Origin of the sequence: Pedobacter steynii (genome assembly GCF_001721645.1) — a bacterium.
In the GTDB taxonomy this organism is placed as follows: domain Bacteria; phylum Bacteroidota; class Bacteroidia; order Sphingobacteriales; family Sphingobacteriaceae; genus Pedobacter; species Pedobacter steynii_A.
The window spans coordinates 2811142-2837015 of sequence record NZ_CP017141.1 but is presented as its reverse complement, the minus strand read 5'-3'; the positions used below and the strand labels follow the sequence as shown (position 1 = coordinate 2837015).

The 25874-nt window shown below is 40.2% G+C and carries 18 protein-coding genes; 3 read left to right on the top strand and 15 right to left on the bottom strand.

The features are described from left to right. Position 1: 1 nt before the first annotated feature. Together BFS30_RS11775 and BFS30_RS11770 are read right to left on the bottom strand one after the other, a co-directional pair. Positions 2 to 391, bottom strand: coding sequence for a hypothetical protein (locus tag BFS30_RS11775; protein ID WP_069379481.1), 390 nt, complete (start codon positions 389 to 391; stop codon positions 2 to 4). Positions 392 to 439: 48 nt separating this feature from the next. Then, positions 440 to 661 carry an AtpZ/AtpI family protein gene (locus BFS30_RS11770; RefSeq protein ID WP_069379480.1) on the bottom strand — a complete coding sequence of 74 codons (222 nt, stop codon included), beginning with the start codon at positions 659 to 661 and terminating at the stop codon, positions 440 to 442. Positions 662 to 772: 111 nt separating this feature from the next. Between BFS30_RS11770 and BFS30_RS11765 the strand changes: the two genes are divergently transcribed. The 3 genes from BFS30_RS11765 to uvrC are packed head-to-tail and all read left to right on the top strand — an operon-like array spanning position 773 to position 7581. Further along, positions 773 to 3538: a tetratricopeptide repeat protein gene (locus tag BFS30_RS11765; protein ID WP_069379479.1), complete on the top strand. Its 2766-nt coding sequence runs from the start codon at positions 773 to 775 to the stop codon at positions 3536 to 3538. Between the two features lie 2 nt (positions 3539 to 3540). Further along, positions 3541 to 5763, top strand: coding sequence for a transglycosylase domain-containing protein (locus tag BFS30_RS11760; RefSeq protein WP_069379478.1), 2223 nt, complete (start codon positions 3541 to 3543; stop codon positions 5761 to 5763). Positions 5764 to 5781: 18 nt separating this feature from the next. After that, on the top strand, positions 5782 to 7581 hold the full coding sequence (gene uvrC / locus BFS30_RS11755; protein WP_069379477.1) for an excinuclease ABC subunit UvrC: 1800 nt from the start codon (positions 5782 to 5784) through the stop codon (positions 7579 to 7581). A 65-nt stretch (positions 7582 to 7646) separates the two neighbouring features. On the opposite strand, the gene gldN is transcribed toward uvrC, so the two are convergent. From gldN to BFS30_RS11690, 13 genes are all read right to left on the bottom strand, one after another. Then, positions 7647 to 8525, bottom strand: coding sequence for a gliding motility protein GldN (gldN, locus tag BFS30_RS11750; RefSeq protein WP_069379476.1), 879 nt, complete (start codon positions 8523 to 8525; stop codon positions 7647 to 7649). Positions 8526 to 8533: 8 nt separating this feature from the next. Next, a complete protein-coding gene (gene gldM / locus BFS30_RS11745; protein WP_069379475.1) occupies positions 8534 to 10072 on the bottom strand; it encodes a gliding motility protein GldM in 1539 nt (512 codons plus the stop codon). A gap of 44 nt (positions 10073 to 10116) precedes the next feature. Continuing rightward, entirely contained in the window at positions 10117 to 10929 is an 813-nt protein-coding gene (gene gldL / locus BFS30_RS11740) for a gliding motility protein GldL (RefSeq protein WP_069379474.1), read from the bottom strand. Positions 10930 to 10962: 33 nt separating this feature from the next. Continuing rightward, on the bottom strand, positions 10963 to 12321 hold the full coding sequence (locus BFS30_RS11735) for an SUMF1/EgtB/PvdO family nonheme iron enzyme (protein WP_069379473.1): 1359 nt from the start codon (positions 12319 to 12321) through the stop codon (positions 10963 to 10965). A gap of 219 nt (positions 12322 to 12540) precedes the next feature. After that, positions 12541 to 13311, bottom strand: coding sequence for a uroporphyrinogen-III synthase (locus BFS30_RS11730; RefSeq protein WP_069379472.1), 771 nt, complete (start codon positions 13309 to 13311; stop codon positions 12541 to 12543). Between the two features lie 17 nt (positions 13312 to 13328). After that, on the bottom strand, positions 13329 to 14312 hold the full coding sequence (locus BFS30_RS11725) for a DUF4271 domain-containing protein (RefSeq protein ID WP_069379471.1): 984 nt from the start codon (positions 14310 to 14312) through the stop codon (positions 13329 to 13331). Positions 14313 to 14597: 285 nt separating this feature from the next. After that, positions 14598 to 15752, bottom strand: coding sequence for a thioredoxin family protein (locus tag BFS30_RS11720; RefSeq protein ID WP_069379470.1), 1155 nt, complete (start codon positions 15750 to 15752; stop codon positions 14598 to 14600). Between the two features lie 43 nt (positions 15753 to 15795). Then, positions 15796 to 16992 (bottom strand): retropepsin-like aspartic protease, encoded by a 1197-nt coding sequence (locus tag BFS30_RS11715; RefSeq protein WP_069379469.1) that lies wholly within the window; start codon positions 16990 to 16992, stop codon positions 15796 to 15798. Between the two features lie 134 nt (positions 16993 to 17126). Next, positions 17127 to 18512, bottom strand: a complete 1386-nt coding sequence (locus BFS30_RS11710) for a TlpA family protein disulfide reductase (RefSeq protein ID WP_237028741.1) — start codon at positions 18510 to 18512, stop codon at positions 17127 to 17129. 26 nt (positions 18513 to 18538) lie between these two features. After that, positions 18539 to 20080 carry a PKD-like family lipoprotein gene (locus BFS30_RS11705; protein ID WP_069379468.1) on the bottom strand — a complete coding sequence of 514 codons (1542 nt, stop codon included), beginning with the start codon at positions 20078 to 20080 and terminating at the stop codon, positions 18539 to 18541. Positions 20081 to 20096: 16 nt separating this feature from the next. Next, entirely contained in the window at positions 20097 to 20870 is a 774-nt protein-coding gene (locus BFS30_RS11700; RefSeq protein WP_083252020.1) for a DUF4843 domain-containing protein, read from the bottom strand. 11 nt (positions 20871 to 20881) lie between these two features. After that, a complete protein-coding gene (locus BFS30_RS11695) occupies positions 20882 to 22339 on the bottom strand; it encodes a RagB/SusD family nutrient uptake outer membrane protein (protein WP_069379466.1) in 1458 nt (485 codons plus the stop codon). A gap of 9 nt (positions 22340 to 22348) precedes the next feature. Further along, positions 22349 to 25753, bottom strand: a complete 3405-nt coding sequence (locus tag BFS30_RS11690; protein WP_069379465.1) for a SusC/RagA family TonB-linked outer membrane protein — start codon at positions 25751 to 25753, stop codon at positions 22349 to 22351. Positions 25754 to 25874: the final 121 nt, after the last annotated feature.

Below are 25874 nucleotides of genomic sequence, written 5' to 3'. Positions count from 1 at the left end.
TTTACTTTTTATTTTGGTGGCGCAAGTTACGTAACAAACAGTATATTTCAAAGAAGCTGAACAATAAATATAAAGAAAAAAAATTCAGGACAAAAACAAAGCCGTTTTCCTTGCCCTTTAAGCTGTAAATCAGCACAAAAGCCATAGAAAAAATCATCTTCAATGCAATCGACCCCATAATTGCCATTATTCCGGTCTCAGGGTTCTTTTTTATTCCTAAATCAGCTAATATATAAGCAATAAATGTGATGCTGGCCAAAAAGCCAAATACCAGCCAGAACTTCTTTACCAGAATCAGCTGATCAGGAAAAACAGAGGGAAGGAAATAAGCAATTACAGCGAGGACAAAGCTGTACAATAAATAATAGAGGGTAAAACGCGTTAAACTCAAGGCAGTATTTTTTTTACAAAAGTAGGGAATTACTGCCGGTTTAAATAATCAGCTGCTATTTTTATTGAGTTGTTTTACAACCTGATACAAAGATATAATTACGCCAAGCAGACTCAAAACCGCAGTAAAGATTGGGGTCTTACTTTCTCTGTATTCATCAATTTTATACCCTGCAAAGGCAAATAAGCCTATTGTAGCCAGCATCTGAAAACTGATCGACGAATATTTAGCGAAATTATTTATGTTCTTTTTCTTTTCGTTTGGTTCCATCCTGATTAAATCTACTACAAATAAAACCCATTTTGTTAAGAAGTTGTTGCTGAATAAAATACTTTTGCATATATTTTGTTGTTATAAGCTTTTAACTCAATCAGCATTTTTTTGGAAAATTACGCAATCAACTCTCTAAAGATAACGCTATTTATCTTTTGCTCCAGCATCCTCTATGCCTGCAGTTCACATAAAGATACTGCCGGAAGCAGGGCTATGCAGAACCTAACCTCCCGTTATAATTATATTTATAATTCAAATGTGATCCTCATCGAGCATCAGCAAGAGCTGACAGAAGGCTATGCAGACAATTATGATGAAATCCTGCCGGTGTATGTGAGTCCCGAAAAATATGACATCTTTAACAGCCAGCCCTCGGAAAGTATGCCAGCTATGGACGAAATCATAAAAAAAGCAAGAGTAATCCTCCTGGAAAAAAGCTACGGAAACTATGTGGATGAGTCATACCTGCTTTTAGGAAAAGCGAACTTCTACAAACAGAACTACTTCAATGCTACAGAATATTTTGATTATACTGCAAAAACCTTCCCCAATAATAAAAAAAGCTATGTGCAGGCTTTAGACTGGAAGGCAAGGAGTTTAATGCAACTGGGCAAATATAGTGAGGCAGCACTGGTCCTTGATACCTTATCCATTACCATATCCGATCTAAAAAACAATAAAGCTGACCCCCTGGCAACCATTGCTCAGATCTATATTCATCAACGAATGGCAACAGAGGCCATTGGCGCATTAAAGGAAGCGCTAAACGCAAATCCAACAGGCGCGGAGCGTATCCGATGGACCTATATCCTGGCGCAGCTCTCCGAACAACAGGAAAACTATCCGGAAGCATTATTTTATTACAGAAAAGTAGAAAAAAGTAATGCTCCTTTTGAGATGTACTTCAATGCCAACTTAAACCGGATTAAGCTCAATGCTTTCATGAGTGGCGTAAAAATAAACAAACAAGATCAGTTACTCGCCCTGCTTAAGGACGATAAAAATGAAGATTACCACGACCAGGTTTATTATCAGGTTGCCGAAACGTATGCCAGAGACGGCGATTACGATCAGGCAAAAAAATATTATAAATTATCTGTACGTAACAGCACAAAAAATGCCTATCAGAAGGGCCTGTCTTACTTAAAGATCGCGGACCTTAATTTTAAACACTTCCGGGACTACAGAGGAGCGAAGGCTTATTACGACAGTACAGCTAATACCTTACCCAGAACCTACCCTGGTTATGAATTGATTCTTAAAAAAAATCAAAACCTACAATATCTGACTGACCGTTATGAGGTAATTTCATGGGAAGACACCCTTCAGTCCATTGCTAAACTTCCTGAACAGGAACGCCCGGCAAAGATAAACCTATTGGCAAACCCTATTGTGGAACCCGTTAAGACAACCGAAACATATGCCATGAATACTTTTCAACCTGGCTATGATAACCGGACCAAAAATACCAATGCCAGCAGTAGTTTCTATTTTGCAAATTCAAATGCCCTAAGTACTGGTTTTAATGATTTCAAGAAGAAATGGGGCAACAGAAAACTGGAAAGTAACTGGCGTCAAAGCATCCGGTCTTCTGCTCAGGAGACCATCCAGGATATTAACAAAAGCTATAGCAATAATGGTAAGGTGGCGGCAAATCCGGATAGTTTACCTGTCACTGTTCCAGACACCGAATCAAAAGTAAAGCTCATTACTGCTGCTGTTCCGCTCACACCCGAACTTCTGGCAATCTCAGATCAAAAAATCATAGATGCTTATCATGAGATGGCCAACTTCTATCTACAGGAACTGAATGACCCTAAAGAGGCTGACGAGATCTACCAAATTCTGTTAGACCGCTTTCCAAACAATAACCGCCTGGCTTCAATTTATTATGGAATGTACCTGGTCAACAAAACACTTGACCCGGCAAAATCTGAAATGTTTAAGAATAAGGTCTTGAAAGAATATGCTTCTTCAACCTATGCGAAAACAATTCTGGATCCTTCATTCTCTTTAAGGCAATCGGAAATGGAAGTTACTGTAAACAAACAGTACAATGATCTTTTTGATCTGTATGAGAAAAAAGATTTTAATGCGGTTATCCAAAGGGTAGATGAAGTTCTGAAAGCAAATCCGGAAAACTACCTTGCTCCACAATTTGCCTATCTGAAAGCTATTGCGATTGGCCGGACCAGTCATGTAGATAACCTGACTACTGAATTTGAGAAGATCAATACCAGTTTCCCTGATGATAAACTGATCGTTCCATTGGTGAAAGAACACCTTGCCTATATCAATCAACATCTGGAAGAATTTAAAAAGAGACAGATTGCCCTGATAGATTTCGATCCTAACGAGCCTAAATTCTTTGGACAACAGTTCCCGGTAACGGTAGCCGTCAAAAATCCTGTTGCAGAAAATAAACCTGTTAAGTCAGAAAAAAATATAGAAACTCCAGTTATACCAAAAGCTGTTACACCTGGAAAACCAGTAGTGCCTGTAAAAGTAGTTGGCATTTTTAGTACAGCAATTTCCAGTATTTATTATTATGTAGTTCATGTGGCTGATGCCTCTTTAACGCTGAGTTCGTCACGATTTGGTATCGGTCAATTTAATCGCGGGAACTACACTGAGAACAATCTGCGACATCAATTGAAGGAATTTGACAATGATCAGCTTATATTTGTAGGAAACTTTGGTACTTTCGACGACGCAAAAACATATGCGGAGGGAATCAATCCACAGTTAAAACAAATCATGAAGGTCCCTGCTAACCTTTATAAGAGCTTTATCATTAGCAAAGAAAACTTCGAAAAGCTAAGCAGCAAGGACATTCTGGATAAATACCTGGAATTTTATAAAAACAACTATTAAAAATGAACAAACCACTTTCGCAAGAAGACATCAGAAAGTACAACTATAGACTTTGGAAATTATTAATTGCAGGAATCGTTTTATTTGCTCTCTTCATCATTGCAGTAGGTTTTGGTTTGTTTGGAGAACTCCCATCCTTCAGAGATATCGAACATCCAAAAAGTAATCAGGCTTCTGAGGTTATTACTGAAGAGGGTAAAGTCCTGGGCACATATTTCGTTCAGAACCGCTCCAATGTAACTTATCCCGCAATCTCCCCGAATGTCATTAATGCCTTAATCGCTACCGAAGACGTTCGTTTCAAGGAGCATTCAGGAATCGATTTCAAACGTACATTTACGATATTTCTATATGCCATTATCGGAAAAAAACAAGGTGGAAGTACCATCACCCAACAGTTGGCACTAAACCTCTTCTCAGAAGAAGGACGTCAGAAGAACTTCGCCAAACGTTTGTTGCAAAAATTTCAGGAATGGGTAATTGCGGTAAAATTAGAGCGTAACTATACCAAGGAAGAAATCATCGTGATGTATTTAAATACGGTTGATTTTGGAAATCAGGCCTATGGTATAAAGTCTGCAGCAAGGGTATATTTTAATACCACCCCAGATAAATTATCGGTAAGTCAGGCAGCAACACTCGTAGGAATTCTGAAAGGAATATCCAGATACTCACCCACCCGTAATCCTGACCGTTCCTTAGCCCGTAGAAATACCATTATGGGTTTGATGGTAAAGGCAGATTTCCTTACAGAAAGCGATTTTGAAAAAGAAAGAGAAAAACCACTCGGTCTGCGCTTCAGTGCAGCGACGGTAAACGATGGTATTGCCCCATATTTTAGGGCAGTATTAAAAAGCGACATTAAAAAGATCTTCCAGGACCGCTCTATTCTTAAATCGGATGGCACACCATACGACCTGGACAGGGATGGCCTGAGAATCACCACCACCATCAACTACGACATGCAGGTATTTGCAGAAGAGGCTCAAAAAGAATACATGAAAACTTTGCAGGTGTCTTTCAATAATAGCTGGAAAGGCCGAAATCCTTTTAAAGGCAAAGAAATGCAGATTGAGCAAGGTGTGAGAAGATCAGACCGTTATAAGGCATTGCAACTGGAAGGAAAATCAAATGAAGAAATTAAGGCCGATTTCAACACACCGACCAGGTTAAATATTTTTACATGGAAAGGCAATGTCGACACTTTAATGAAACCTATAGACTCTGTAAAGTACTATAAATTATTGTTGAGAAATGCCATGATGGCGATGGATCCTCAATCCGGATATGTTAAAGCCTGGGTTGGCGGGATCAATTATGAACATTTTAAATACGACCAGGTAAAAATGGGAACCAGACAGGTTGGCTCCACAGCCAAACCTTTTACTTATGCCGTAGCAATTGAAAACGGATATTCTCCATGTTTCAGTGTATTGAATGAACCGGTAACGATTGAAGTTCCGGGAAGTGCACCCTGGACGCCAAGGTCTTCGGGAACAGTACCTGGATACCTGACCCTGCAGAAAGCTCTGGCACTCTCTCAAAATTACATCGCCGCATTTCTGATGAAGCAGGTGGGACCAACTGCAGTGGCAACCCTGGCAAAAAAAATGGGGATTACCTCTGAAGTACCGGCATATCCATCCATTGCGCTCGGATCTTTTGATGCTTCCGTTTATGACATGGTAGGTGCTTACAGTGTTTTTGCCAACAAAGGAGTGTGGAATAAACCTACTTATATTTTGAAAATAGAGGATAAAAATGGTGTGGTATTATATAGTGAAAAACCTATTCCAGTTCCTGCAATGAACGAAGAAGTTGCCTATGTGATGACCAGAATGCTTCGGGGCGTGGTGACCAATGGAACAGGATGGCGACTGGCAGGAAGATTTGGGGTAACGGGGCCTATCGGTGGAAAAACCGGGACCACCAATGCCAACTCGGATGGTTGGTTTATGGCGATTACCCCTCAATTGGTAGCAGGCGTATGGACTGGTTGTGAAGACCGTGCGTTCCACTTTACCAGTACGGCACAAGGTGACGGGGCAACAACTGCCCTTCCTATTTACGCCGGTTTTATGAAACGGGTATATGCCAGTCCTAAGCTGAAGATGAGTAAAGCTGATTTTGAGCCGCCTAAAAATGGAGTATCAATTACATTCGATTGCAATCAGTACCAACAACAGGAACAAAAAACTGAGCTGGACGAGAAATTAGGCTTCTAATTATTTTAAAAAATTCCAATGAGTGCTTTTGATTATAAAAAGGTATTAGCTGATATTCCGCATAAACCTGGTGTTTACCAGTATTGGGATATGGAAGATACCCTGATATACATCGGTAAAGCCAAAGACCTTAGAAACAGGGTTGGCTCGTATTTCAATCAGGATAAGCAGCTGAATGGCAAGACCAAAGTACTCGTTTCTAAAATCAGGAAGATTACTTTCACCATTGTAGATACAGAAATTGATGCCTGGCTGCTGGAAAACAGTCTCATTAAAAAACATCAGCCCAGGTATAATATCATGCTGAAAGATGATAAAACCTATCCCTGGATTATCATTAAGAAAGAACCTTTTCCAAGGGTATTCTGGACCAGAAACAGAGTGAAAGACGGCTCTACTTATTTTGGCCCCTATGCTTCTGTGGGAATGATGCATACCATTCTTGACCTGATCAAAGAAACCTATACCCTTCGTACGTGTAACCTGCCGCTTACTGAAAAAAATATCAATGATGGCAAATTTAAGGTGTGCCTGGAATATCAGATTGGCAATTGTAAAGGACCGTGTCAGGCTTATCAGAGTTTAGAGGATTACGACAAAAATATTGAAGAAATAAAAGACATTCTGAATGGAAAGATCGGGAATGTCATCAAAGATGTAAAGCAGGTTATAAAGGATGCAGCGGCGGAGCTGAATTTCGAATATGCCCACCAATACCAAAGAAAACTAGTCGTATTGGAAAAATACCAGAGCAAATCGACTGTGGTCAGCAGTGCCATTACCAATATTGATGTAGTGAGCATTGCATCCGATGAGCGATACGCTTTTGTCAATTACCTGAAGATCATGAACGGCAGCATTATTCAGACTCAGACCATTGAGATTAAAAAAAGACTCGATGAGACCGATGAGGAGTTATTAACGATTGCCATTACCGAGTTCCGAACCAAATTTAACAGCACCTCCAAAGAAATCGTAGTTCCTTTTGAGCTCAGCCTGGAGGATAAAAATATCCGCTTCACCGTTCCAAAACTAGGAGAGAAGAAAAGCCTGCTGGAGCTATCCCAGAAAAATGTCTTATTCTTTAAAAAGGAGAAGCTGAACCAATATGAGAAACTCAATCCAGATTTAAGAACAGATCGCATTTTAACGCAGATGCAAAAGGACCTGAGCTTAACTCAATTCCCTAAACATATTGAATGCTTTGACAACTCTAACTTCCAGGGCAAGTATCCCGTGTCGGCAATTGTAGTTTTTAAAGATGCCAAACCTTCGAAGAAGGACTACCGGCATTTTAATGTCAAAACAGTAGAGGGCCCCAACGACTTTGCCACAATGGAGGAAGCGGTTTTGAGGCGATATAAGCGCATGCTGGAAGAAGAGGGGACTTTGCCTCAGTTGATCATAATTGATGGCGGAAAAGGGCAGCTATCCTCTGCTATGGCCAGCTTAAAGAAACTGGGGATAGACAAGAAGGTTGCTGTGATTGGAATTGCAAAAAGACTGGAGGAACTGTTTTTTCCAGGAGATCCTTATCCGCTGTATCTGGACAAAAAATCAGAAACGCTTAAAGTCATACAACAACTTCGTGATGAAGCTCACCGTTTTGGCATCACCTTCCACAGAAAAAAAAGAGATCAGGGAACACTCAAAACAGAGCTGGAACAGATAGAGGGTATCGGAAAAACTACAGCTGACAAATTGTTACGCCATTTCAAATCCGTAAAAAAAATCCGGGAGGCAGAAGAAGCCGAATTACAGAAGGTTCTCAATAAAGCGCAGGTCATTGCTTTAACCAATTACTTTAATAAAGAATAAGACATAAAAAAATCCGGTCCTCTCTTTAAGAAAGACCGGATTTTTATGGCAATAATTTTCGGGAATTAATACTCCCAAAGGCTTTGTTCAAAATCTGCTATAGATTTTTTAATCTTTTCCGATTCATATAATTTTCTCGGATCTTTAGGGTCAGTAAGGCCCAGCATATCAGTAATATTTTTATTCCCTGGATTCGTTTCTTTCACGATATAGCTGGCAAACAAACGCCTTACAAAGAAATCATCAAAAGTCAGAACTGAGGCATCATTAGCCGGGTTCATTAACTTCTTCTTCGTCAATAGCTCCCGTGCATCATCATAATAGATCCAGAATACCGGTTGCCAGTTTCCTTCCACCATTTTCATTGGTGCCAGACCTACAATCCGGGGTTCAAAAATAGAACGTTTTGTATCTAAAATCCAATCTTCTTTGATCCTGAATTTCAGGAATTCATCAGGTCTGAATTTCTTAAGACTTGGCTCAGCAATTTTCCCTGTAGTTGCATCCGGAGTTCCTTCCGTTACCCCACGCATATTTTGCAAAGCTTCCTGTGCAGTTAAAGCAATTTTAAAGGAATCATTATCTTCAAGAATTTTTCCTGCAACAGTATCCTTAGAAGAATATGCGGTCAGTTCTTCGTTGGTAATTGCTTCCATTAATACATCAATCAGCCTGGCATTTTCTGCTCTTAACACGGAGTTAATCGTATCTCTAAGGTCTATTTCACGCCAGATTCGTTTTGAGTAATATACATCCTCTTCCCTGACGTCAGCATAAGGTACCATTACCGCACTATCCACATCCTTTCTAGCCGAAAAACCATCTTTGGGCGGTGTTTTTATCTTAGTCTTTTTCAAAGGTTTTACTGCAGGTGGAATACTATCCTGTGCCGAAGCACCAATCCCCAATAACAGTAATAACGCAATACTTAAAATATTTTTCATGTTCCCTCCTATTTTGCACTAAATGTGATCCCGTCTAATACTTTCTGACGACCATCAGGGCCTTCACATACGATGTCTTTAAAGATTACCGTTGCTCCAGGTTTGATAGAATTTAAAGCGCCTTTGATCTGGCCACTGAATCCCGCACCACTATTTTGTATCGTTACCGCGTCAGATCTTGGGTTGATAAATGTTGCCGAGAATCTGATCACTCTGTATTTTACATCAAAAACGAAATCATCCAGCTGAGTGTCCATCAAACCGGCACTTTCCAACCATTCGAGATCAACACTTCCACCCGGTCTGCCTTTTACCAACGCTTTAGGTGTTGGCAAAGCCTTCACCCTGAAAGTTTGTGAACCCAGGTTTAAAGTTTTCCCTCCACTCGTTGCCGAAACATTGATACTCAGCTCTTTTCCTACCTGACTGCCAGGTACATTAACGGTATATTTACCATTTCCTCCTGAGATTGATCCACCAGCCATGCTTGCACGTACACTTTCCAAAGGAAAACCTGCTGCAGATACTGAAAAAGGATTGGGAATACCAGCATAAATCACATTCATCTTATCCGGCGAAACGGTTGCAGATGGTTTAGCCACCTGATAGGTTTGCTCAGGAGTTTTATACTCCATCACTTTACCATCGGTTTGTTTTACACGGATGGTTCCAACCCATTTGAAGACACCAACACTTCCGGTACTTCCGGTATATACCCCTTTACCATCTTTTACAGAAAGCGGGTTTGAATTTACGGAGATATCCGGATTAGAGCGGGAATCGCTTGCAGTTAAAAATACCTGCGCGGTATACGGCTGTCCCTGGATAACATATGAACTCGGCGCCACAGCAACTGCATCAAACTGATCCAGATTAACCAAAGCTTTATCCATATTTCCAAATAATTTCTTTACCACTTCAGCCTCTGCATTTTTCACATCAGATTGAAGTTTAGTTAAAATGGTATTTGCAGCAGTTAGCGGCGTTCCCTCACCAAAATTAATGTCTGCCCAGTTCTTCTTACCATTTACGGATTTTTCAGCATCCTTAGCCTCCAGAGAAAAAGTAATTCCTTTACGGTCTTCAGGTTTAAGTAAGGCAATCAGTTTCTCACGTGTTTCATTGATCTTAGTCTGTAATTTATCCCCCTCTTTCTGATTGATCATGATTCCCTGAGCAATATCCATATTGGAACGCTCTGTTAAATCTCCTGTTTCCGGGTCAATTCCTTTTCCGGCAAGGGCAAACTGATCTTTCAGCTTCTGAATGTAGTTTGTAAGCTCATCGGCATAAGCTTTTGCCTTATTTGCACTTTCCCATATCGGCTGGGCTCTTGCAGGCTCATCTTTAAGTTTAGTGTTCTGAAATGCAGCAAAAAGCTGTTCAATACTGGTATTGACGTTTGTTTTTGAAGTCACCAAGCTGTCGTTGATGTTCTTAAAAGCATTAAGAATAGTATCTGATACGTTTAAAGCAAGCATAGCTAACAATACCAAATACATGATATTGATCATCTTCTGCCTTGTCGTTTGTTTTCCTGCGGCCATTATTAATTAGGTCTGATGATTAAGTGATAACTAATTAAGTACGCTTATATACGTGGCTGGTTCATAGCAGACAACATGTTGCCATAAATTGCATTTAATGAAGACAAGTTTTTAGCCAGTTTACCAACTTCATCTTTAAACTGTTTGGAGTCCTCCATAGATTCGTTGAAGTTATTCATGGTCAGAGAAAGGTTCTGATAGAATTTATTCATTGATTTTAAATGGGCACTTGAATCCTGTAATTCCAATTCGTAAACTGCATTTAAAGCAGATAGGTTTTTCGCCAGTGCATTCACCTGAGAATGATAGGCCTGAGAAGCACCTGTGCTTTCTCCAATTTCAACCAGCTGGGCAGTTGCTTTCGAAAAAGCACTATTTAAAGAATCAAAACTTGCCGAAGCTGTTTTCAGCTTACCGGTAAATTCATTCGTTGCAGTTGAAGCATCTGCAACATTCGAGATTGCAGCAACTTTATCTCCAAAAGTACGTAAGCCTGTACCCAGACTTTCAATCAGTTCCGGACCTACCTTGGCATCCGTTAACATCTTATCCAATGCAGCTGTAGAAGAAAATGAAGCAGCAGGCTGAACAGCAGCTCTAGACGATGATTTAGGCAATTCCCCATCAAAATCATCTCTTAATTCCGGATACACCCTTTCCCATTCAGGCTCAGGTTCAGGTTGGATAAAGCCAGTTAAAGCAAATAAAATTGCTTCGACACCTAATCCTACACCGATCATGTAGTTGCCCCATACCCCACCTAAGTGAAGGATTTTGAAAAGCGCGCCAAGGATGACTACACTGGCACCAAGCGATATTGCCAGGTGCATCTTATCGAATTTACGTTTTGCTGCCATTTTCTTAAGGATGAAAGAGTGGTATGTTTGTTTTTAGTTTCTATTCTTGATGTCAGAACCCGGGTACGCAGAGATACACCTGAAGCCAATATATGACCGGGCCTGATCCTGGTACTCATAAGTACCAACAGCATTTTGAAGGAAAAATCCGATGTCCTTCCAGGACCCCCCTCTCACTACTTTACGTTTCAGGTATTTGCTGTCTGAAGATTTTGCTACGTAAGTAAAGTTCGGGTTAAAATCAAGCAGTAATGGAGCTGCTGATTGATTGTAGGCAGTAACTGTCCATTCGGCCACATTACCAGCCATATTGTATAAGCCGTAATCGTTCGGGAAATAAGATTTTACATTTACCGTATACAAACCTCCGTCATCAGAATAGTTACCACGTCCGACTTTAAAATTGGCTTGCATACATCCTTTCGTATTACGCACATAAGGACCACCCCATGGATATTTCGTTTTCACATTACCACCTCTTGCTGCATATTCAAATTGAGCATCACTCGGCAACTGGTATTCGGGTCTTGAATTTAGAGGTTGTTTTCTTGATACAGCTACAGATTCGTAGAAACGGGTCCGCCATACGCAAAATGCAGTGGCTTGTTCCCAGGTCACACCAACAACCGGATAGTCATCGTAAGAAGGGTGGTTAAAATAGGTTTTGACCATCGGATCATTCTGTGAATAAGAATAATCTACTTTCCAAACTAAGGTATCAGGATAAACATTTACTGAAGGATATTGATTGGGTTTGGCAGGGTCAGGAAGATCGGTATAGGTTATGATAAAATCCTGTCTTTTTTTAGCGGGATCATTTCTGCCCTCTGCTGCAAGATCTAAACTGTTAATGCTATAAGCATATTTCAGCTTTCTTACATCAATTTCATTTCTGCCTGGCAAAGCATCAGCGCCACTATAGTACATGTCTGTAAGCTTGGTGCCAAGTCCTCCAGATTTTGTACTCCATAGGTTAGAGCCATTTCCAACCTTCTTCCAGTCAATATAACGTTCAGAAATTGAAGTAGGAGTACCTGTAGGTGCCGGCTTATAAAATGCTGCTGCACCACTGGGGCCTAAGCTGCTGATCGCAACAGAATCTCTTACCCAGTTTACAAATTGCCTGTATTCCGCATTGGAAATTTCCGTCTGATCCATAAAAAAGGCACTGAAGGAGGTCATGCGGCTTGGAGAACTTTGCGAATTATTAATGTCTTCATCAGACATTCCGATCAGGGTCCTGCCAGGAGGTACATATACCATTCCCAATGGAACCCGGTTGTTTTTGAACTTCTTATTGTAAACCCCAACCAATTCTCCTTGTCCGCCTTTTCCGCAGCTGGCTAATAAGATCGTAGCAATAAATCCAAAAAAGTAGATATTTCTCCTCATATAATCAGGCAATTTTATAGCAATTTTATAGATTAAGATTCATATAAACAACTATTGAACTATAAAAATGCGACCAAAAGCAATAATGAACAAAGTTTTCCGTTCATTTTCCCACACCAATGCCTTATCAGAAAGCCTTTTTTACTAAAAATTAAAAAGCACTAACTTTCAAAAAAAGTTTCGGAATGAAAACTTTAAGATACAAAAAGAAATCTAATGTTACTTATTTGATTTTTTTATGTAATTCTCAATTGCCATGATCATAGAGGGCGCTTCTGGTGACGGTGCGGCGATATCCACAATCAAACCTGCATCTTTTACAGCCTTATGCGTATTTAACCCAAAGGCAGCAATACGAGTATTGTTCTGCTTGAAGTCTGGGAAATTGGTGAATAAGGACTGGATGCTGGAAGGACTAAAAAATCCAATCACATCATAGAACACCTCAGCCAGATCTGAAAGGTCAGACACCACCGTTCTGAACAATACAGCCGGGGTAAAATCATATCCGTTTTTCTGAAGGAAGTTCATCGTATCTTCCGTTGCCACATCAGAGCATGGGTATAGGAATTTCTCATTGGCATGTTTTTTCAACACTTCAGCAAGGTCTGCTGCAGTCTGCTTACCAAAGAAAATCTTGCGTTTTCTGTACTGGATGTATTTTTGCAAATACAGGGCGGTAGATTCCGAAATACAGAAATATTTCAGGTCAGCAGGCACGTCATATCTCATTTCTTCGCAAATTCTGAAGAAATGATCTACCGCATTTCTGCTGGTGAACACTACTGCAGTAAAATCACCTAATGTGATTTTGTCCTTTCTGAAGTCTCTGGCTGGAACTCCTTCAACATGAATGAATGATCTAAAATCAATTTTCAGGTTGTATTTCTTTGCCAAATCAAAATAAGGAGACTTCTCTGTTTCTGGTTTTGGTAAGGTGATTAATATACTTTTAACCTTACGCAACCTATCTTCTGTCTTTTCTTGCATTTTACCTAATTACCGCTTTAAAATCCTATTGCCTTGATTAATATTAATATAGGGCAAATTTCGAGGGCACAAAAGTACAAAAATAAATAGACTTTAGAAAATCTATAATGAGATAAAATGTTAATTCCTGCCCGGATAAACTGGAAAGTAAAGATAATCGCGAGAAGTACAAAAGAAGCTGCCACATAGTAAGGTCCATACCTTAAAGGAGATAAGGCAAATGCAATAACCAATGGAATGAACACCAGAGAAAGATTAAAGTAACTTAAATATAATATAGAAACATATTCATTTACCGCCTTCTGCACATCAAAAAGGTAGCCTAACATCCGTAAAATGATAATTTTGAATACATACAAAACTACAATGAGTATCGAAATACTTACATAAAACTGAAATCCACTACTGGAAAAAGTGACATGATAATACTGAGAAACCAGGTAAAAAAACATGCCTAAAGTAAATCCAAACTGCACAAATAACAAGAGAAAGGGCCATGAAGTGAACAGGTTATCCTCTTTATTCAGATTATTCAAAATACGATTGCTAAAAAAAGACTGGATGATACTCTGCAGCTGTTTGGAAAAAGCAATTTTCAAAGCAGAGAATATGGCCAGCAATATGGCCAATACACCAAGAACCCAGATCTCTCCTTTTGGTACAGGCTTTCCGGGTCGGAAAGGACTAATTTTCTTTACTGTTCCTATTTCCTTATACCTGTTAAAAAGGTCAGAGCGCCGGGAAAGATTTGCTTTCAGAATGCTATCTATGATGATATTCTTATTGATCATAGAATCTGGCAGAATCCAGGTATGCGTAATGATTGAATCTGTCACGTAATTCTTCCGCGCATAATACGCTGCATCCTTCACTATTTTTTTAGGGTAAACACGCTTTACAGGCAATGTATCTGCTGAAACAGCAGTTACCTGGGCATACCCCTCATGAAGACCCGTTGCAAAGAAAATCAGCAGCAGCAGGATGATGCGGTTTAATTTCATTCCCGCAAATTTAGTTTATTATTGCATTAATTTTTAAAAGGTTTTTACTTCCTGGACCTCAATTCTGAAAAACCAACCGCAACTAGCTTTAGCGACCATTCTTGCCAGCAAAGAAGCTTAAAACACCATTAGAAAAAAACTATATCACAGCGAGCTGCATAGGGCTGGAAACGGGTTGCCCTAAGATTAGAAACGATTGGTGAGGTCTCAAACCAAATGCTTCCAACCCTACGGCAACTCCTTAGCATAAACTAAGCAAGTATCATTTGTTAAGGAAACTTATCACTAGGAAGCCTTTGTCAGCATATTTTGGAAATAACTTTCATCCTTTTTTAGCAAGCGGGCTTTTGCCAATCCCCATTCCGCATATTTTTTTGTCGCTTGCCGATCATTCTGAGCTAACATCAATCTGGTTGCTGCCGAGAGAACAGCATAAGAAGAATGCCTATTAACAACCTTTCTCATCCATTGAATGAACAGTTCCTTTTCCTCAGCATCGACTGTAGTTCCGCTCAGGTACATAGACAGATAACGAATTTTATTGTCGTCATCATTATAGTTTTCTGCCGCATATTTAAAGAATGCTTTACGGTCTTTATGAAGATTATAATAATAAGCCTCGGCCATATCCATTCTTGCGTAAGCCCAGTCTTTCTCTGAAAAAAGCGGTCGGACTTCTTTCAGAAAAACATTAAAACGCTCACTATCTTTCTTACTTCCAAGTGCTTTCAGGCGAGCATTCAGGATCGAATTTCTTTTTGTCCAGATCAGTTCTTTACCATACCTCTCCTCTAACGAATTATAATTCTTAAGGAAATAATCGTCCCATTTCTTATTCAGGGTTCTGGCAACCAGAAAAGGAATTGCAGCGGGTTCAATCAAAGGATCCTTAACCTGATCCAGATAAATAGTAAGTGAATCTGTTTTCATTGGCTGACGTCCTTTGAACATCGCCGGATAAAACCCGGGATAAGGCACCTGTAGTGAAGGGCTAAATCCGCCTAAAATCTGCCCCTTTTTCGACTTTAAGATTGCTTCACTTAATAACTTTTGAAATACATCAGCCTCCTGATATCCTGAAAATCTGGAGAGTAACTCACCTTCTCCATTTAAAATCAGGAAAGTCGGGAAACCAGTCACTGCATATTTTACTTGCAACTCTTTCCCCAGCTCCTCTACCATAAAATCTATTTTAACACTGATAAAGTTTTCTTTCATAAGCTGTATCACATCCTGATGTGGAAACACTTCGTCATCCATTTCTTTACAGGGGTGACAGCCAACAAAATAACTATCGACAAACACTAGCTTATGCTCATTTTTTGCTTTTACAAATAGTTCCTTCCAGGAGTTTATCTTAACAAACTGACTTTCCTGAGCATTGGATCCGAGACTGACTATCATTATAAACAGCAGCCCATATAATTTAAATATTTTCATTTATTGATCAATTAAGTTGATTGTATTTTAATATAAATCAGGATTATTTCGTGATGACATCTTTAAAGGCTTGTCCATCATGAACAGATTCGATGACATACTTGCTGCCTTCCGGCAAGTTTAGCAAAGCCTTCAGCCTTTTGTTTTCCTTTAATAATAATTGAGGGGAAAGACCATTCAAAGTGGTTACACTGGATCCCTTTTTAAGACTCATATTTTGATTTTCAACTGCGGTTACCCCTTGCACCAACAGATTACCCTTGTGATCAAAACCAAAAAGATACCCTCCTATTACAAAATCATTAGGATAAGCATAACTTTTATTCGCAACCAGATGAATTTCCTTTTTACGCAGGTTAATTGTGAAATTATACCTGCTGATTAGCCTCGCACCAATGGAACCATCAAATCCCGGGTTCCAGTCTTCACTCTGCCCACCACCAGCCATTAAGGTAACAGGCATATCTTTAATAGCAGGCATGTCAGAAAATGAAAAAGAAAATGCTTTACCGGTAAAAGTTGGTGTAGTCAGGCCCATACTGGTCGTACTCCCGTTATATTCAGGCTTAAAACCGCTGACCAGCAAACGGTTCTTCTTAACAAATGGACGAAAACAAATCAGACTATATGCCGCACCGGTATCAAACACAAAATTTGCCGGATGCGACTGCCCGGAAGTGACGCTTAATATACCAGGGATGATAAAAAGTCCTGATGGAAAGCTCACCGGAATTGCTGTTCCATTTTGGTCATATTCATAACCATCAAAATCATATAATGAAAGCTCCTTTTTGTCGAAATCAACTTTCGTAACGTAATTTCTGGTAATAATGTTCCCGATAATCCCGTCCGCTCCCTTATCCATTTCTTTAAAGATTGCAATGCTCTGATTCGGCAAATCAAACGAATCAAGCCGTACCACATTTCCTTCTGAAACAGAGATATCCACGCTCCCTCCTACTACAGAGGCCTTTTGTTTTCTGGAAACTTTCAGACCAATCTCATCTGCAAGATGTTGACTAACCGCCATGCCGTCTGCACCAGTGTCAAATAATAGTTTTAAAGGCCGGGGATTTCCATTGATTTTAACCGTTAAAATAATGGCACCATTATCGTTTTCGAACGGAATCCTGGCCCTAAGATTTGAGCGGGAAATTTTATTTTGCTGAGCATAAACAGTTTGGTCCATAAGCAATACCAACACCATAAAAATGATGTACAATTTATTTTTATTTTTCATTAAAGTCGGGAGTATGAAAGAGGCTTGAGATAAGGATGCAGGAAGGATAATCCTTCCTGCATCTCCATCAAACCGGCTATCTAAGAATAGCAGATTAGTGAATTGGAGCGTTAATGGAATACCAATAATGAAAATTATTTCGCCAGTGTTTTTTCTAGTAGGGTCTTTAGCTCCGGGTTTGATGGCCTCGGAGAATCCACCGTTACAATTTTACCTTGTCTGTCGAAAACCATGAACCTTGGAATTCCTGTAATTTTATAATACTTAGCCAGATCTCCCCAACCGGAAGCAAACAACTGAGTTCCTCCCAATTGATCGTCTTTGATCATTTTTAACCATTTATCTTTGTCCTTCGCCTCGTCTACAGAGATACTGACGATAGAAACATCTGTCCCTTTCATCTCTTCTTCCAGTTTTTTCAGATGGGGGATTTCTGCTTTGCATGGCCCGCACCAGGTTGCCCATACATCTACCAAAACTACTTTCCCTTTTAAATTATCCATGGTGATTGTCTTTCCATCTTTATCCGGATAAGAGAATTGAAAAGCAGCATCGCCTGGCTTTAACAAAGCCAGCGGAGCAAGAATATCCATATTTCTTTTTTTCTGACTACTAGTGATCACATATTTACCATAGACATCTATCATGTCTTTGTAATCATTGTAGCTTTTAATGCCTGACACCTGATTCAGGATCACATCTCCTTTTAAGGTATCATTTGGCAAAAAAGACAACATTCCTTTCATTCCTGCCACACCTTTTCCATAAGGAACTTTATCCTTTCTCATATTTACACTAATCAAACCAGACAAGGTACGGTCACCCCAGGGATAGCTATACACAGGCGTAGTAGACTGTGCAAAATCTGCAGCCCTGAGGGTATCATAATACGAGCTCCATTCTTCAACAGAAGGATGTGCAGAACGTGGTGTATTTAAGAAATTCGTGGCAAAGCTGGCCATATCCCAAGCCATGAGTTGCTTCATGTTCTTGTCAAAACGCGCATTCCCGGTTGCTTTTCCGGTTAAAAAATTCTTTGTTTTAGCAGAGATCTCCTCCAGTTGTGGAAAAAAATCGACGAAAGTACTTTGCACTTTCATAAAATTAATGGCTTTAAGCTCTAACGGAAAAACAAGATCATGCCATTGTGTCAATACTGTATTTTCTTTAGAGTTCAGCTTGCCGGTAAGTACATAGCTGGAATCAAGAATGGAAAAAGAAAGCCGTTCACCTCCCTTAAAATAGAATTTATAATTGTCGTTCTGGCTTTTATCATTTCCGGTTCCGATCACATACAGACCTTCATACTCCGGATAAAAAATAAATCCAAATTTCCCCTGATTACCCGGACTTGAGCTCCCCATCTCTACGGTTTTCCCCTCCACAACCTTAAAAAGCTTTACAGGGGTCATTTTCTTCTTTTTTAGTACTCCGGTTACCTCTACCGGCAATTGAGCAAATGCAGCGCCTGTTGTCAAAGACAACAAAGCGATACTACATAATTTTTTAATGTTCATCATTTCTATGTGTAATTTGGTTGATTGTGTTAATAAGTATTGGGATAAGTATCAGTGCCCATTGACGGCGCCATGTACATCACATCCCCTACGCTACCTTTCCCTTTAAGTGTAATCAATGGTTCCGGCAACAAATTTCCGGACGTTTTCTTAAACATGCGGACAGTATAGTTTCCTCCGGTTTTAGTACCAATCATGATCAGGTTGTATTCATACGGTTTCTCCTGCTCTGATAAAGAACCAAAAGGAGGATTCCTGCGATGCCGCATAAAGGTGATTTCTTCTCCGGCAGGAATGGTATACTGTAACTGCTCGAATTTATTCGAAAGATTGCGTGACCAGACCTGATTACCAACTACAAAGTAGATAACGTTCTCATCCGTGTCGATTAACGCATAGCGACTGGCATGATAAATCTTATCGGTTGTTTTCAGGGTATCATTAACCAGCTTAAAGCTATAAGGATCAGGGTTAATCCGGGTCAGTATTTTAAGTGCCGCATCTGTTTTATCTTGTAGCACAGCATACCCATGATAGTCCGGATATAAACTTTTTGCTCCCATAAACAATAGCTTTTTATTATTGTGTGTAGCTTTCATTTCTGTTTCCTCATCTTCTACCAGAGCGTTGAGTGCATCTCCTGATCCATCCGCAGAAAAGAAAGAACTGCTCACCTCATCAAAAAAAATCGGATCATAATTATGAGCAGTTAAAAAGTATCTCGACAGGTGATAAGGACTATTGGATTCATCGATCAATTTACGCTGACCAAACTGCCCGGTATTGATAGACATGGTATAAAACCCATAAAGCTGACCGTTATTCATAAAATAATTGGCCTGGCTCCCATCAGAAACAAAGCCAGGCGCCTTTATTCCCGGAGCCTGATAAAACATCTGATTGAATCCATTGATCTCCTTAAGGGTATTGATATTAACAACAGATGCATCCTTATCCGTAATCAGAAAAAGCGATTTTGTATTGACAAAAACTCCGCCGACGTTTGATTTATAATTCGTATAATAATTCATCAACATCGCCTTTCCCGGTAGTTTCCGTCCATTCACCAAACTAAAAACATCCTCCCTCTTAGATTCAGGAACAATAGATGCCGGAGTCATGAATAAATCCAGATCGGTTTCATTTCCATTATCTTTCATCACATACCATCCCCGGGTAAATAGCGTGGTCACGTTAATGTCTGAAGTGACATACTTTGAAAAACCAGTGTTCTTATTGGTTGCACGAAAAACCAATACCCAACCTTTTGCATCCTGCTTAATCAGGTAATTTATCGCTTTGGTTCTGGCAATCGTATCTAATTTGGGGGCATATCCCTGTACATTGGTTTCATATATTCCCCACATGTATTCAAATTCCGCCTTGGGGTCTGTTGAACTCACTTCAGGATCCAGAGTAATCTTATCGGCAAGAGACATTTTAGTGTAGCGCTCCTCAATGCCCTTTATAGTAATGATTTCATTAGGCTGATAATCGTTAATTTTATCCTTCTTACAAGAGGTTATCATTACCGTTAAGAGCAAGAAAATCAGGTAATTTCTATTTTTCATTTTTATAACTGTTTAATTATGGGAAGATGACCAATTGGCCGAATTCATCTTTCAAGGGATCATTCGGATGCAGTTTATTGTAGTCTATAAGATTGGTTTTAAGAACACCCACCCAATAACTCATAGGGGCAAATTCAGAATAGATCTTGGTAATGAATGCCTGATCAAATTTCTGACCGGTAGTTTCAATCATGAAGGCATGTTTAACCACACTATAGTCGCCCAGATAATATCTGGATATCGTAGCATTCCAAATAATCGGCTGACTTAAGCGGTCAGTAAAAACAACTTTTCTCCATAAATTACTGGTCTCCCCCAACTGAAACTGATCGTTTGCTACTATATTGAATTTGAGGGTTACGGTCCTTGTTTTTAAAGAAGGGTCTCTCATCAGAATCACGGGAACGAAAGCATGGACCTCCCCCGCTTTGATTACATAGTTTTTTAAGATGGCCGGATCATCAAAAGATTTATAATGCGTCCCAGCCACCGCATTATCAGCTCCGGCAAGTAAATCCTGCTCCAGTTTGAAGGGTCTATCCGCAACAGTTGGCCCACCAATTGCATAAATATCAAACCATACCGTATCCAGCAGTACCTGATCGCTTTCATAATAAAAAGTTGAGGTCTTCAAGGTATCGGCAAGATTGTAATCACTTTTATAAATCCGGGACACATCCGGCCCGAACTGCAATCTTGCAACATCGTTATAGAGGTAATACTGATCCTTTTTACAGCCTATGGTGGTAAAAAGAATCATCATTATGGCTAAATATATTAGTCTGTTCATTTCTCGATAGATTAAAAATTAACGCTTTCAGTTGCTGGTAAAGGCAATAGGTAATTGATTGTTGCAGCCGATGGAGCAAAAAGAAAACTTGTTTTGGGTGCATTCAGTCTTTTATAAGCAAAGAAGCCTTGACCTTCCCCATAAAACTCTTTCCTGTATTCCTTCAACAGCGCCAGCTCAAGCTGAAGTGGGTCTGCTGGAAAAGGAGCCGGAGGAAGGTTTCTTGAGATACGGAAGGTATTCCATAATGCAGCTGCTTCGCCGGCAGAGGCGCTCTCCATGCCGATCAGATAAAGCTCGCTAATCCTGAGCATCGGAATTTGTTTCAGATCCGGTTGATAGATGTCTTGTTTTTCCGGCACCTGGTATTTTCTCAATACATAAGTCTTTGCGGAATTGGCTTGTACAACCAATTGCCATAAGTTGGCTTCACGAATATCAGTACCCGTATTTCCATATAACTGGCCATTAATGGTTGTCGCGGAGCTTCCTTTTTTTAAATTCCCATTGGCAAAGTTTTCCATGTATTTGGTATATAGTTTAAAGTCATATAAACCAAAAATATGCTCACAAGTCAACAGGTAATCTTTAGCGCTCATATCAGCAGCTGTACCCAGTCTGAATTTAGGTTTCCCATCTTTATTTTTAGCTTCAATCACCACTTTTGCTGATTCATATGCCCTGGATTTATCATTAAACCATAAATATGCACGGGCCTGCAATGCTTTTATCGCATAATAGTTCAACCTCAGGTAGCGGAAAGCCATATAGGTATCTGTGGGATTAAAAGCATTCTGTGGCCCTGGTTTTCTAAGTTCATCAAGAGAATACTGAGTAATCGGGTCTATGTCTTTCACCAAAGCTTCTGCTTCGGCAAGATCCTGCAGCAATGCCGTTTTGAAAGTCTCATAAGGAAGGCCTGGATTAGGCACATTAGATAACACTTTCACATAGGGAAGCATATTCCCAACGTTCACGTTTGCAGGTGATGGGCCGAACAACCGCAGCATATCCATATGGCAATACGCACGGATAGTCAGACATTCTGACTTTATCGTTTCGTACATCCCACTGGTTTTGAAAACACTTTTTTTCTGATCAATCTGAGCAAGAATCGCATTCACACTGGCAATGACCTTGTACTCCATTTTAAAAATATCAGAAAGCCGGTTCCGAACAATTTCATCATCAAAATTAAAAAGTCCGATTCTTTGTTCAGCGGTATTTGCAACTACATCCCAACTCGACGCCAGGTTCTCTACAGTCCCCATAGTCATAGCAAAACCATAAGCATTTTTGTCATTCATTTGAATGTATGCGCCGGTTAACGCATCTTTAAACCCTCCTTCTGTACTGAAGAGTTTATCCTGAGGCATCTCTGTCTTTGGATTTACCGTAAGAAACTTCTTACAGGAGATCAAAGAAAGTACTGCCACCAGGACCAATAAGGTTTGTTTAATATTTTTCATCTCAATAATTTAGAATGTCGCGTTAATACTCAGAGAAAATTGTCTGGAGAAAGGATAAGATGTTCCCCGTTCCTGTCTCACTGTGGATATATAAAAAGCATCAGCCATGCTTGCTGAGAAAGACAATGCTTCCATCCCCATATTTTTCAGCAGATATTTTGACCTCAGGTCATACTGAAGATTGATATTCTGACAGGTAATGGTATTCTCGTCCTGTACAAAACGGGAGGTTTTGAAAGTCGGAGAGTTCACTAACAGGCCTTTAAATGCGGCCTGATCTCCGGGCTGTTGCCAACGGCTGTCATAAACCCTTTGGTCTACATTGTATTTATAGCTGGTCGTTTCTACTTTATCAATCAAGGTCTGATTATATTGCTGTCCTCCGAAACGGTATCCAAATACTGCGTTCATGGATAGCGACTTATAACGGACCATGGTACTGAAGTTACCTCTGTATTTTGGATCCGTTGATCCAACAGCTACTACATCTTTTCCTCTCCACACATAAGTTGGGAGTCCATCTTTTCCCAGGTATAATTCTTTTCCCGTACTCGGATCTATTCCCAATGAAGGTACCACCCAGATGGCATTACTGGAATAACCTTCCACATATAATGTCTGCGGTGCTCCTGTATCATTCTGGAGTTTCCGCTGGGCGTCTTTCATTGCCTGCGAAGTCTCCAGAACCTTATTCCTGTTTTGAATCAAAGCAGCACTGACACTCCAAAAGAAGCCTTGTTGAGGGCGGCTCATCACATAACCGGTGGCTTTGATTTCAAACCCCTTATTTCTCATCCGGCCAATATTTGCGATATAGCTATCAAAACCGTTAGAGGCCGGAAGGTTTACAGAGGAGATCAGGTCGTTGGTATTTTCTATATAGTAATCTCCAGTCAACCTCAACCTGCTGTTTAAAAATTCTGCATCTACCCCAATATTGTACTTCATGGCCTGTTGCCATTGAAGATCTTTATTTCCCAAACCTAAAAGATAAGCGCCATTCCAATTGAAATAGCGGTCATCAGTATAGTACTGATAAGTAGAAAGAGACTGGTAAGCGCTAAAATTCTGTGAACCGGTAATCCCTGCAGATCCGCGTAACTTCAATCGGTTTACAACTTTACTTCCTTTAAAAAAGGCTTCATTATGGATGTTCCAGCCGATACCTGTGGACCAAAACGGAGCAAATCTCTTACTCGTTCCAAACTGAGATGAACCATCTATACGCATGGACACATCGGCAAAGTAACGGTTGTCATAAATATAGTTCAGGTTACCGGTAAGGCCGATTGCACGGGATAATGACTCATAACCAGAAGGTTTTCCGTTTTTCTCATACTGAAGCCCTGTAGACATAAAATCCAGATCTGCATTACTATATCCTTCAGTAAGGAAATTATAGGCTGAGCCCTTATCCTGACGCATATTGTAGTCTGCACCGGCAAATACGGTATGTTTTTCTCCAAAAACTTTTGTATATGACAAGTTGAGAGAGCCATCATAAGCAAACGCATTTGAGATTCCATACTTGTAATCCCCTCTGCGAAAGAAGTCTTCAATCGCATAATTGGTAAAAGCAGTATGGTCTGCCGGCCGGAACCGATCAGTTTGTTCTACTCTTTTAGATAACCCAAGCTGTGCCCGGAAAAGAATATCTTTCATAATCGTCCATTCCACAGAAGTATTGTTTGTAATTTCAGATCGGGAGCTCTTATCGAAAGTATTCAGGGTGGCATCGTATAAGGGATTAACAGGCAAATTCCTCCAGTATCCGGTATAATCCAGGCTCCCGGGATAGCCCAGTTCTTTAATTACATTGCCATCACTGTCATATGGTCTCCAGTAAGGATTCATTTTTACAAAATCGCTGAACTTTCCATAAGGCGATTCCGCAGAATTTCCATCTGCAATCTGAAGGTTATTCCTGAATTTCACATTTTCAAGCAGGTAAGACAAAGTGATTGCGCCATTAAATGTCTTGCGGTTTGATCCCTTCATTACCCCTTCCACATCATTGTACTGAGCTGAGGCAGCATACCGAAACTTCGTATCCCCGCCTTCCAGACGCAAGTTATGTTTTTGTCCAACAGAGGTACGGGTTGGCATAGACAACCAATCCGTATTTACGCCACTATTAACCTCATTAAGCAGGTAGTTATAATAACGCTGAAGTCGGATAACATCTTCTGCCCGGTCACTTTCTCCATTACCACTCGTCGTATGGTCAAAATAACCAGCCCTACGTTCAAGCTCTAATTTATCCCTCCCATTTAAAAGCTGATAGGCACTCAGATCAGGTGCTTCTACGGACACATCTCCCCGATAGGTAATCCTGAGTTTCCCCGGTCTGGGCGCTTTAGTCGTAATTACAACTACGCCATTTGAACCACGTGAACCATAAATGGCCGTTGCCGAAGCATCTTTGAGGATGGTAATGGACTCCACCTCATTTTCATTGATATCCAGCATTTTTTGTACGGTAGACTGAAATCCGTCAAGAATGATCAGGGGTGTATTCAACCCTACCTTTGTCTGATCTTCCAGCTGGTTTACATTTGGAATACTGGAATTCCCGCGAATCTGAATCTCAGGCATCCTGTTCGGATTATTTCCAAACATATTACTCTCAATCAGGTTAAATGAAGGATCAATATTACGTAAAGAGGTAATCAGGTTCCTGTTGCCAAATTGCTGAAGTTCTTTTGCGGTAACTGTTGTAGAGGCTCCTGTAAAACTCTTATCAGTTTTGCGAAAAATTCCGGTACTGATCACTACTTCGTTCATTTTATTTTCCGCCTGCTCCATTTTTATCGTAAGAGGAGGCTGACCAGGTCTGAGTTTAACTTCCTGCGTTTTATAGCCGACAAAAGAGATCAACAATACAGTCTTCTCTGAAGGCACCACGATCCGGAACTGTCCATTCTCGTCGCTGCTTACAGTTTGCCCCCGTTCAGTTGCAGTTCCTGCATACCTGATCGATGCTCCGGGAATAGGTTTCCCTGTTTCATCAATAATTCTCCCTCTGACAATGATTGCACGATTCTGCAATTCCACAACATCAAGGTATCTGATGACTATGGTCTTTTGTTCTATCTTATAGGTGAATGGCTGATCTTTGAAACAAAGCTCAAGCACCTCTTCTACTTCCGCATTTCTGATATTGATGGTAACCGGTCTGGCCTTAATCAACATCCCTGCATTATAAAAGAAATCATACCCGCTTTGCCTTCTTATTTTTTGAATTACCTTCTCCAATGGAGTGGCACTTTCCTTTAGTGTGACCTGGGCATAGCCGGTTGCGCTAACCTGCAGAATCACAGTGGTCAATAGTATAAAAGTTAGCTTCAATTTCAATAGTATCCTGGCATAAATACGGCCGGATCTGCCATATTTAAATGTCCTGTAAAAATTCATACATTTGTTTAGTTTGGGTTTAGGTTCCAATGTTTATAAGTCGATTTATTTAACATCTTTACCCGAACAATTACTCCAAAAGAGTTCACAGACCAGGGGCGTTGCAACCGCTCCTGGCTCT

What these genes read in the sequence shown, in the direction of transcription:
- BFS30_RS11770 (WP_069379480.1), bottom strand. Translation starts at nt 661, where the DNA reads ATGGAACCAAACGAAAAGAAAAAGAACATAAATAATTTCGCTAAATAT.
- BFS30_RS11760 (WP_069379478.1), top strand. Translation starts at nt 3,541, where the DNA reads ATGAACAAACCACTTTCGCAAGAAGACATCAGAAAGTACAACTATAGA.
- uvrC (WP_069379477.1), top strand. Translation starts at nt 5,782, where the DNA reads ATGAGTGCTTTTGATTATAAAAAGGTATTAGCTGATATTCCGCATAAA.
- gldN (WP_069379476.1), bottom strand. Translation starts at nt 8,525, where the DNA reads ATGAAAAATATTTTAAGTATTGCGTTATTACTGTTATTGGGGATTGGT.
- gldM (WP_069379475.1), bottom strand. Translation starts at nt 10,072, where the DNA reads ATGGCCGCAGGAAAACAAACGACAAGGCAGAAGATGATCAATATCATG.
- gldL (WP_069379474.1), bottom strand. Translation starts at nt 10,929, where the DNA reads ATGGCAGCAAAACGTAAATTCGATAAGATGCACCTGGCAATATCGCTT.
- BFS30_RS11735 (WP_069379473.1), bottom strand. Translation starts at nt 12,321, where the DNA reads ATGAGGAGAAATATCTACTTTTTTGGATTTATTGCTACGATCTTATTA.
- BFS30_RS11730 (WP_069379472.1), bottom strand. Translation starts at nt 13,311, where the DNA reads ATGCAAGAAAAGACAGAAGATAGGTTGCGTAAGGTTAAAAGTATATTA.
- BFS30_RS11725 (WP_069379471.1), bottom strand. Translation starts at nt 14,312, where the DNA reads ATGAAATTAAACCGCATCATCCTGCTGCTGCTGATTTTCTTTGCAACG.
- BFS30_RS11720 (WP_069379470.1), bottom strand. Translation starts at nt 15,752, where the DNA reads ATGAAAATATTTAAATTATATGGGCTGCTGTTTATAATGATAGTCAGT.
- BFS30_RS11715 (WP_069379469.1), bottom strand. Translation starts at nt 16,992, where the DNA reads ATGAAAAATAAAAATAAATTGTACATCATTTTTATGGTGTTGGTATTG.
- BFS30_RS11710 (WP_237028741.1), bottom strand. Translation starts at nt 18,512, where the DNA reads ATGATGAACATTAAAAAATTATGTAGTATCGCTTTGTTGTCTTTGACA.
- BFS30_RS11705 (WP_069379468.1), bottom strand. Translation starts at nt 20,080, where the DNA reads ATGAAAAATAGAAATTACCTGATTTTCTTGCTCTTAACGGTAATGATA.
- BFS30_RS11700 (WP_083252020.1), bottom strand. Translation starts at nt 20,870, where the DNA reads ATGAACAGACTAATATATTTAGCCATAATGATGATTCTTTTTACCACC.
- BFS30_RS11695 (WP_069379466.1), bottom strand. Translation starts at nt 22,339, where the DNA reads ATGAAAAATATTAAACAAACCTTATTGGTCCTGGTGGCAGTACTTTCT.
- BFS30_RS11690 (WP_069379465.1), bottom strand. Translation starts at nt 25,753, where the DNA reads ATGAATTTTTACAGGACATTTAAATATGGCAGATCCGGCCGTATTTAT.